The organism is Atribacterota bacterium (assembly GCA_028703475.1).
GTDB lineage: Bacteria > Atribacterota > Phoenicimicrobiia > Phoenicimicrobiales > Stramentimicrobiaceae > JAQVMU01.
The window spans coordinates 1-5,980 of sequence record JAQVMU010000084.1 but is presented as its reverse complement, the minus strand read 5'-3'; the positions used below and the strand labels follow the sequence as shown (position 1 = coordinate 5,980).

The following is a 5,980-nucleotide window of genomic DNA, read 5'->3' as shown; positions in this document are numbered from 1 at the left end:
TTTTATCCATTGCCGAGTTTCTTACAACCTTGTTTCGTCCATGTTTCTTTGCCCGGTACATTGCCTGGTCGGCAGCTTCTACCAGTGTTTCGGGGTCTCTATTTTGTCCAGGGATTATTGTTGCTACCCCTAAACTGACAGTTACAATATTCAACAAGCTACCCTCATTATTAATGTTGAGGTCTTCTACTACTGAACGGATTTTTTCCGCAATTATTACAGCACCATCTTCAGGTGTATTATAAAGCAAAACAACAAATTCTTCGCCCCCATATCGAGCTACAAAATCTCCAGGTCTATTAAGGGTATTTTTAATTAAATTAGCTACTTTTATTAAACATTGATCTCCGGCTAAGTGGCCATATGTATCATTATAATTTTTAAAGAAATCAATATCTATCATAATCATTGACAAAGGCAGGTTTTCTCTCATACTAATATTCCAGCTTTTTTGTAAAGCACGGTCAAAGTATCTCCGGTTAGAAATATTTGTTAATCCATCTACCATTGAAAACCCTTTTAATTTTTCATTTGCCCTCAGCAGCCTTTTATTTACTTCACTAAGTTCACGGGTTCTTTTATTAACTTCCTGCTCAAGTTTAATATTTAGTTTTTTCACTCTTTGTATCCCCAGAATAGTCAATAATAAAATAGCGATTAGAATTACAATAAGAGTATACAATATTGTTCTGTTGATATATTCTTCAGTTACATAAACAACTCTTTTCCCTCGCCAGTTGCTGAGTATATCAGCCATGGTTCCATCTTCTTTTAGCATTTTCAGGCCGGCATTGATTGAGTTTAGCAGTTCTGTATTTCCTTTCTTCACCCCAATGCGTGAATAACTTATTTCAACAGGTTGCTCAATAACTTGAATTCCAGTTACTCTACCCTGGGCTAACTCATATTCGCCTATCCACCTGTCTACAACAATAGCATCTATTTCCCCTGCTTTAATCATTTTAAATCCACTTGTCCAGTCAGGAATAATTACTATGTTTATTCCTTCATAACTGTTTAATAGTCTATATGGATACCCTCCGGCTTCTGTACCAACATTTTTATCCTTTAAATCATTAACTGAATTGATTTCAGTATTACCGCTTCTAATAAAAATAGAAAACTCCGATTTCAACAATTCATCAGAGAAATCATAAATTAATTCTCTTTCCGGATTTGAATTTATTTGAAGCAGGGCATCTGCATCTCCGGATAGAACTTTTTTCTGGGCTTCTTCCCAATCTGTTGCTTTAACATCAATTTTAACCACAACTTTATCGGCAAGTGCTTTTGTTATGTCAACAACAACACCTTTTGCTATACCATTTTCTTCATATATAATTGGAGCCAAGTTCTTATTACCAAGAAAAAGCAGGGCTTCTAAATTATCAGAAGGATTATTATAGAATGTATTTGCTATATAGAGAATTAACAGTAATAAAATTGTTATCAAGATTAGGGAAAATGACAGCCTTCTATTCACTTTTTTTATCTCCTGCCCGGAATAAATTGTAAGCCCGTTACTTTAATGTAATATATAATTTATGTATAATAAAGTTAATTGCAAACAGTTTTATACTGATACTTAATCCCAATAAATCTAATAAATCCAGAGGGATGAATAGATATTCTATTTACCTCACAGCAATATTGAAAATATCATATTTGCAGAGTATTAGTCAATAATTAAAACAGATGCTATAATTATAATAATTTTTTTAATTGTATAATATAAATAATCTTTTTAAATAATAACAATCTGCCAGCTGGATTATCTAAAAATAAACCTTGAAATATTTTAAATGAAAAAAATCACAATATAAAAACAGGTAAAATTATAACAATTAAGCACTACTCTTATGATATACAGCAGTCAATGGTTGAGGAGATGTGTTTTATGAATGTTAATCTCATTGCTCCATGTGGCATGAATTGCAGTTTGTGCATTGCCTATCAATTCATGAAGAAAGATCTGAACAAACAGGGATTTCACAGGAAGTACTGTCCCGGTTGCATTCCGAGAGGGGAAAATTGTACTCATATGGCGGATAAATGTGAATTGCTGGGAAAAGGAATTATTCGGTTTTGTTATGAGTGTCAGGAATTTCCCTGCAAAAGATTAAAATCACTGGACAAGCGCTACCGTACAAAATATCACATGAGCATGATTGAGAACCTCATATTTATAAGAGACCACAGTCTGGATAATTTCCTGCAAAAGGAAGAAGAAAAGTGGGAATGTCCACACTGTGGTGAACTGATATGCTGTCACAATGGGCTATGTTTAAATTGCAACCTTGATGTATTCCTTAGCAATAAAAAATACCGCTGGAACGAGAGTTAGTTTATGGAATCATTAAATGAATATATTAAGGAATATAAGACCCAATTAAGCAAAGGGATTATTCAAAAAGCTTACAGGGGAATTATGATATTTATGTCTGGTCTGAAAAATGACCTGGAGAAAAATTATCCGGATTTTATAGTAAGCTCCCTGTATTTTGGTTATATGGATATGACTTACTTTGCATTCACGCCTTCTGATTTAAAGAATAAAAAGCTGAAAATTGCAATTGTATTTTTACATGAACAGGAAAGATTTGAAGCCTGGTTAGGTGGAAGTAACCGAAAAGTTCAGTCTGAATATATTGAAAAGTTGAAACATAAAAAGATAGGGAACTATAAGCTTTCTCAGGTACTTCCAGGAGTAGATTCAATCATCGAATCAATATTGATGGAACAGCCTGATTTTAATCATCCAGAAGAGCTTAAAATGCAAATCGAAGAGAGAACGATTAGGTTTATAAATGATATTTCTTCTCTATTGGCTGAGTAAATGATAGAAGTGCACACTAAAAGTGTAACATTACCCGGATAAGAAAGTGAATATTATATAAAAATAAGAACAATAATAAACGGATTTACGGTTAAATATTTTAACTGAAATACAGTTGAGAGAAATGGCTTGACAAAATCTCTTTTTTATTTTAGTATAATTACTACTAAAAGAATAGTAATAATAGTATATGAGGATTATAAAATGAGACTGTCAACCAGGTCAAGATATGGAACCAGGCTAATGCTTGAATTAGCTTTTAATTATAATAAAGGGAATACCAGTTTAAAAGATATTGCCAAAAAGGAAGGTATTTCTGAGAAGTATCTGGGTCAACTTGTGATACCATTGAAGTCAAGAGGATTAATCATATCTTCCCGCGGTGCCAATGGTGGGTACAGACTGGCAAAAAACCCCTCCCTGATAACTATAAAAGAAATAGTACAAGCCCTGGAGGGAAGTGTAAACCTGGTGGAATGTGTAAACAATCCATCTGTCTGTAAGAGAACTTCCAATTGTCCAGTTCGGAATGTCTGGGAGATGATAGATGAACAGATTTCTAAAACTCTTAGTTCAATTTCTTTAGAAGATTTGGTTAGTTCCAGATTGAATAAAGCAAAGATAAAAGAGTATGTTTAAATAATATTTTATTGGGAGATTGATTAGATATGAAAATCAGAAAAGTGTATATGGATAATAATGCTACAACGCCATTACATCCACAGGTAAAAGAAGAGATGATTAAAGCAATGGAGGTATTTGGTAATCCTTCCAGCATGCATCAGTTTGGACGAGAGGCCAGGGTTATGGTAACAGATGCCAGGGAGGCAGTTGCATCTTTTATCGGTGGTAAACCGGAAGAAATTGTTTTTACCGGTTCAGGTTCTGAGGCTAATAATACAGTGCTTTCTATACTGGCTTGTCCGTCTAAAATGTGTGAATGCTCAGGTCTGGGAAAATTCAGAAAGATTATAACAACAACAATAGAACACCCCTGTGTTCTGGAAACGGCAAAATGTATTTCTCAGAGAGATATTGAGGTGAAATTTTTATCAGTAGACCAATATGGTAAAATCCGGATGGAGGAACTGGAAGAAGAGTTAAAAAAAGGTCCCGCATTAGTATCAATAATGACTGCCAATAATGAAATTGGCACTATCCAGGATATAAAACAAATTGCCCGGTTGTCACATAAATATGATAGTCTATTTCATACCGATGCAGTGCAGGCAGTCGGAAAAATTCCCGTAGATGTTAATGATTTGGATATAGACCTGTTATCTCTATCCGGGCATAAAGTATATGGACCAAAAGGAATCGGAGCCCTGTATGTTAAAAAGGGAACCCCTTTTTGTCCCCTTATAAGGGGAGGGCACCAGGAAAGCGGCCGTCGGGCAGGAACCGAAAATACCTTAGGTATAATAGGATTTGGTAAAGCCTTACAGATGCGTGCAAAAGAAATGACTGCTGAACATGTAAGGCTTTTAGATTATAAAAAGAGATTAAAAGAAAACTTAGAAGACAAAATTGATAACATCTACTTTAACGGTCATCCTGATGATTGTCTTGCTAATACACTGAATATATCATTTCTCGGAGCTGAGGGTGAGTCTATATTATTATATCTCGATTTAGAGGGAATAGCAGTTTCTACAGGTTCAGCATGTGCATCCGGTTCATTGGACCCATCACATGTGCTATTATCCACAGGTATTCCTGTGGAACAGGCACATGGTTCAATCAGGATAAGTATGGGAAGAGATACAACAAGTGAAGACATTGATTATATGATTAGAGTGTTACCAAAAGTTATTCAAAAAATTAGAAAAATGTCTACAGTTAAGATTGGAGGAGAGAAGAATGAGTAGCCAGGCTAACTGGGTATATTCGGAAAAATTAAAGGATCATTTTATTAATCCACGTAATATTCTGGAAGATGAAGATTCTTACCAGGATGACGGCAAAGGCATAGTAGGTAATATGAAATGCGGAGATCAGATGCTTGTAGTGATTAAGGTAGATAAGAAAAAAGGTATTATAACAGATTGCAAATGGAAGACTTATGGTTGTGCCAGTGCTATTGCCAGCACTTCTATCTTATCAGAGATGGTCAAAGGTATGACCATGGAACAAGCATATAAACTTTCTCCTAAGGATATTGCCAAAGAATTAGGCGGATTACCGGAAAATAAAGTTCATTGTTCTGTATTAGGAGATAAAGCGTTACGGGCAGCAATTAATGATTACTATAAAAGAAATGGTATGTTGGATAAAGTGAAAAATGAAGAGGCAAGAGTAGTATGTGAATGCATGAATGTAACAGATAAAGAGATTGAAGAAGCAGTGTTAGAAGGAGCAAAAACTTTTTTAGAAATACAGGAACATACCAAAGCAGGAACGGTTTGTGGGAAATGCAAGGAAGATATTTTACAGCTTTTAGATGAATATAAGAAGGAACATTTTGGAGAATAGATAAAAAAAATTAGTTAAGGAGGTGAATATCATGGCAGTTGACCCTGTTTGCCAAATGGAAATAGATGAAAAGACTTGCAAATATACCAGCGAATATAAAGGTAAAACTTATTACTTCTGCGCTCCGGGATGTAAAATGGATTTTGATGATAATCCTGAAAAGTATTTGAAGGAATCAGCTGATAAAAAAGAAAAAAAAGAACCACCGCCATTTGCACCTTGTTAATTAAAAAAATTATATACAAAATGTAAGTTAGGGAGGTGAGAAATATGGCATTTGATCCGGTTTGCAAAAAAGAAGTAGATGAAAAGACAGCAAAATATAAAAGCAAAGTTAGAGGAAGAGTGTATTATTTCACCGACGAGGAATGCAAGACAAAGTTTGATGAGGATCCTGCTAAATATCTGGATAAGAAAGACAAAAATGAGCCGCCGCCATATGGGCCTTGTTAGATAAAATATTCAGGATTGGGCTTGAATAGTCTCTGTAGTCATTACTTATCTTCAGGCTCAATCCTGATTTATTATTGACTTTGTAGAATAGAATTAGCAAACATTAATCAAATATTACAGATAAAATAATAATTTATTTTATTTCATAGCTTAGAATCATAGGTAAATTAATTTTCTGTTGATTAAGTCTCTGCAAACAAACCCATGAAGAGGAAATTA

The 5,980-nt window shown here is 34.3% G+C and carries 7 protein-coding genes and 1 pseudogene; 7 read left to right on the top strand and 1 reads right to left on the bottom strand.

Annotated elements, in window-relative coordinates:
• The coding region (locus PHQ99_07575) for a GGDEF domain-containing protein (GenBank protein ID MDD4289428.1) at nucleotides 1-1,483 on the bottom strand (1,483 nt) is incomplete at its 3' end.
• Nucleotides 1,484-1,897: 414 nt separating this feature from the next.
• On the opposite strand from PHQ99_07575, the gene PHQ99_07570 reads away from it, so the two are divergent.
• The 7 genes and pseudogenes from PHQ99_07570 (at nucleotide 1,898) to PHQ99_07540 (ending at nucleotide 5,761) form a co-directional block, all read left to right on the top strand.
• The gene (locus PHQ99_07570; protein ID MDD4289427.1) at nucleotides 1,898-2,344 is read left to right on the top strand and encodes a DUF3795 domain-containing protein; all 447 of its coding nucleotides are present in this window, start codon (nucleotides 1,898-1,900) and stop codon (nucleotides 2,342-2,344) included.
• A 3-nt stretch (nucleotides 2,345-2,347) separates the two neighbouring features.
• Nucleotides 2,348-2,836: a hypothetical protein gene (locus PHQ99_07565; GenBank protein MDD4289426.1), complete on the top strand. Its 489-nt coding sequence runs from the start codon at nucleotides 2,348-2,350 to the stop codon at nucleotides 2,834-2,836.
• Between the two features lie 204 nt (nucleotides 2,837-3,040).
• Nucleotides 3,041-3,475 (top strand): RrF2 family transcriptional regulator, encoded by a 435-nt coding sequence (locus tag PHQ99_07560; protein MDD4289425.1) that lies wholly within the window; start codon nucleotides 3,041-3,043, stop codon nucleotides 3,473-3,475.
• A 29-nt stretch (nucleotides 3,476-3,504) separates the two neighbouring features.
• Nucleotides 3,505-4,704, top strand: a complete 1,200-nt coding sequence (locus PHQ99_07555; GenBank protein MDD4289424.1) for an IscS subfamily cysteine desulfurase — start codon at nucleotides 3,505-3,507, stop codon at nucleotides 4,702-4,704.
• Nucleotides 4,697-5,308 (top strand): iron-sulfur cluster assembly scaffold protein, encoded by a 612-nt coding sequence (locus tag PHQ99_07550; GenBank protein ID MDD4289423.1) that lies wholly within the window; start codon nucleotides 4,697-4,699, stop codon nucleotides 5,306-5,308. Before PHQ99_07555 ends, PHQ99_07550 begins: the two co-directional genes overlap by 8 nt.
• A gap of 31 nt (nucleotides 5,309-5,339) precedes the next feature.
• A pseudogene (locus tag PHQ99_07545) lies at nucleotides 5,340-5,483 on the top strand (YHS domain-containing protein).
• A 95-nt stretch (nucleotides 5,484-5,578) separates the two neighbouring features.
• Nucleotides 5,579-5,761: a YHS domain-containing protein gene (locus tag PHQ99_07540; GenBank protein ID MDD4289422.1), complete on the top strand. Its 183-nt coding sequence runs from the start codon at nucleotides 5,579-5,581 to the stop codon at nucleotides 5,759-5,761.
• Nucleotides 5,762-5,980 lie beyond the last annotated feature (219 nt).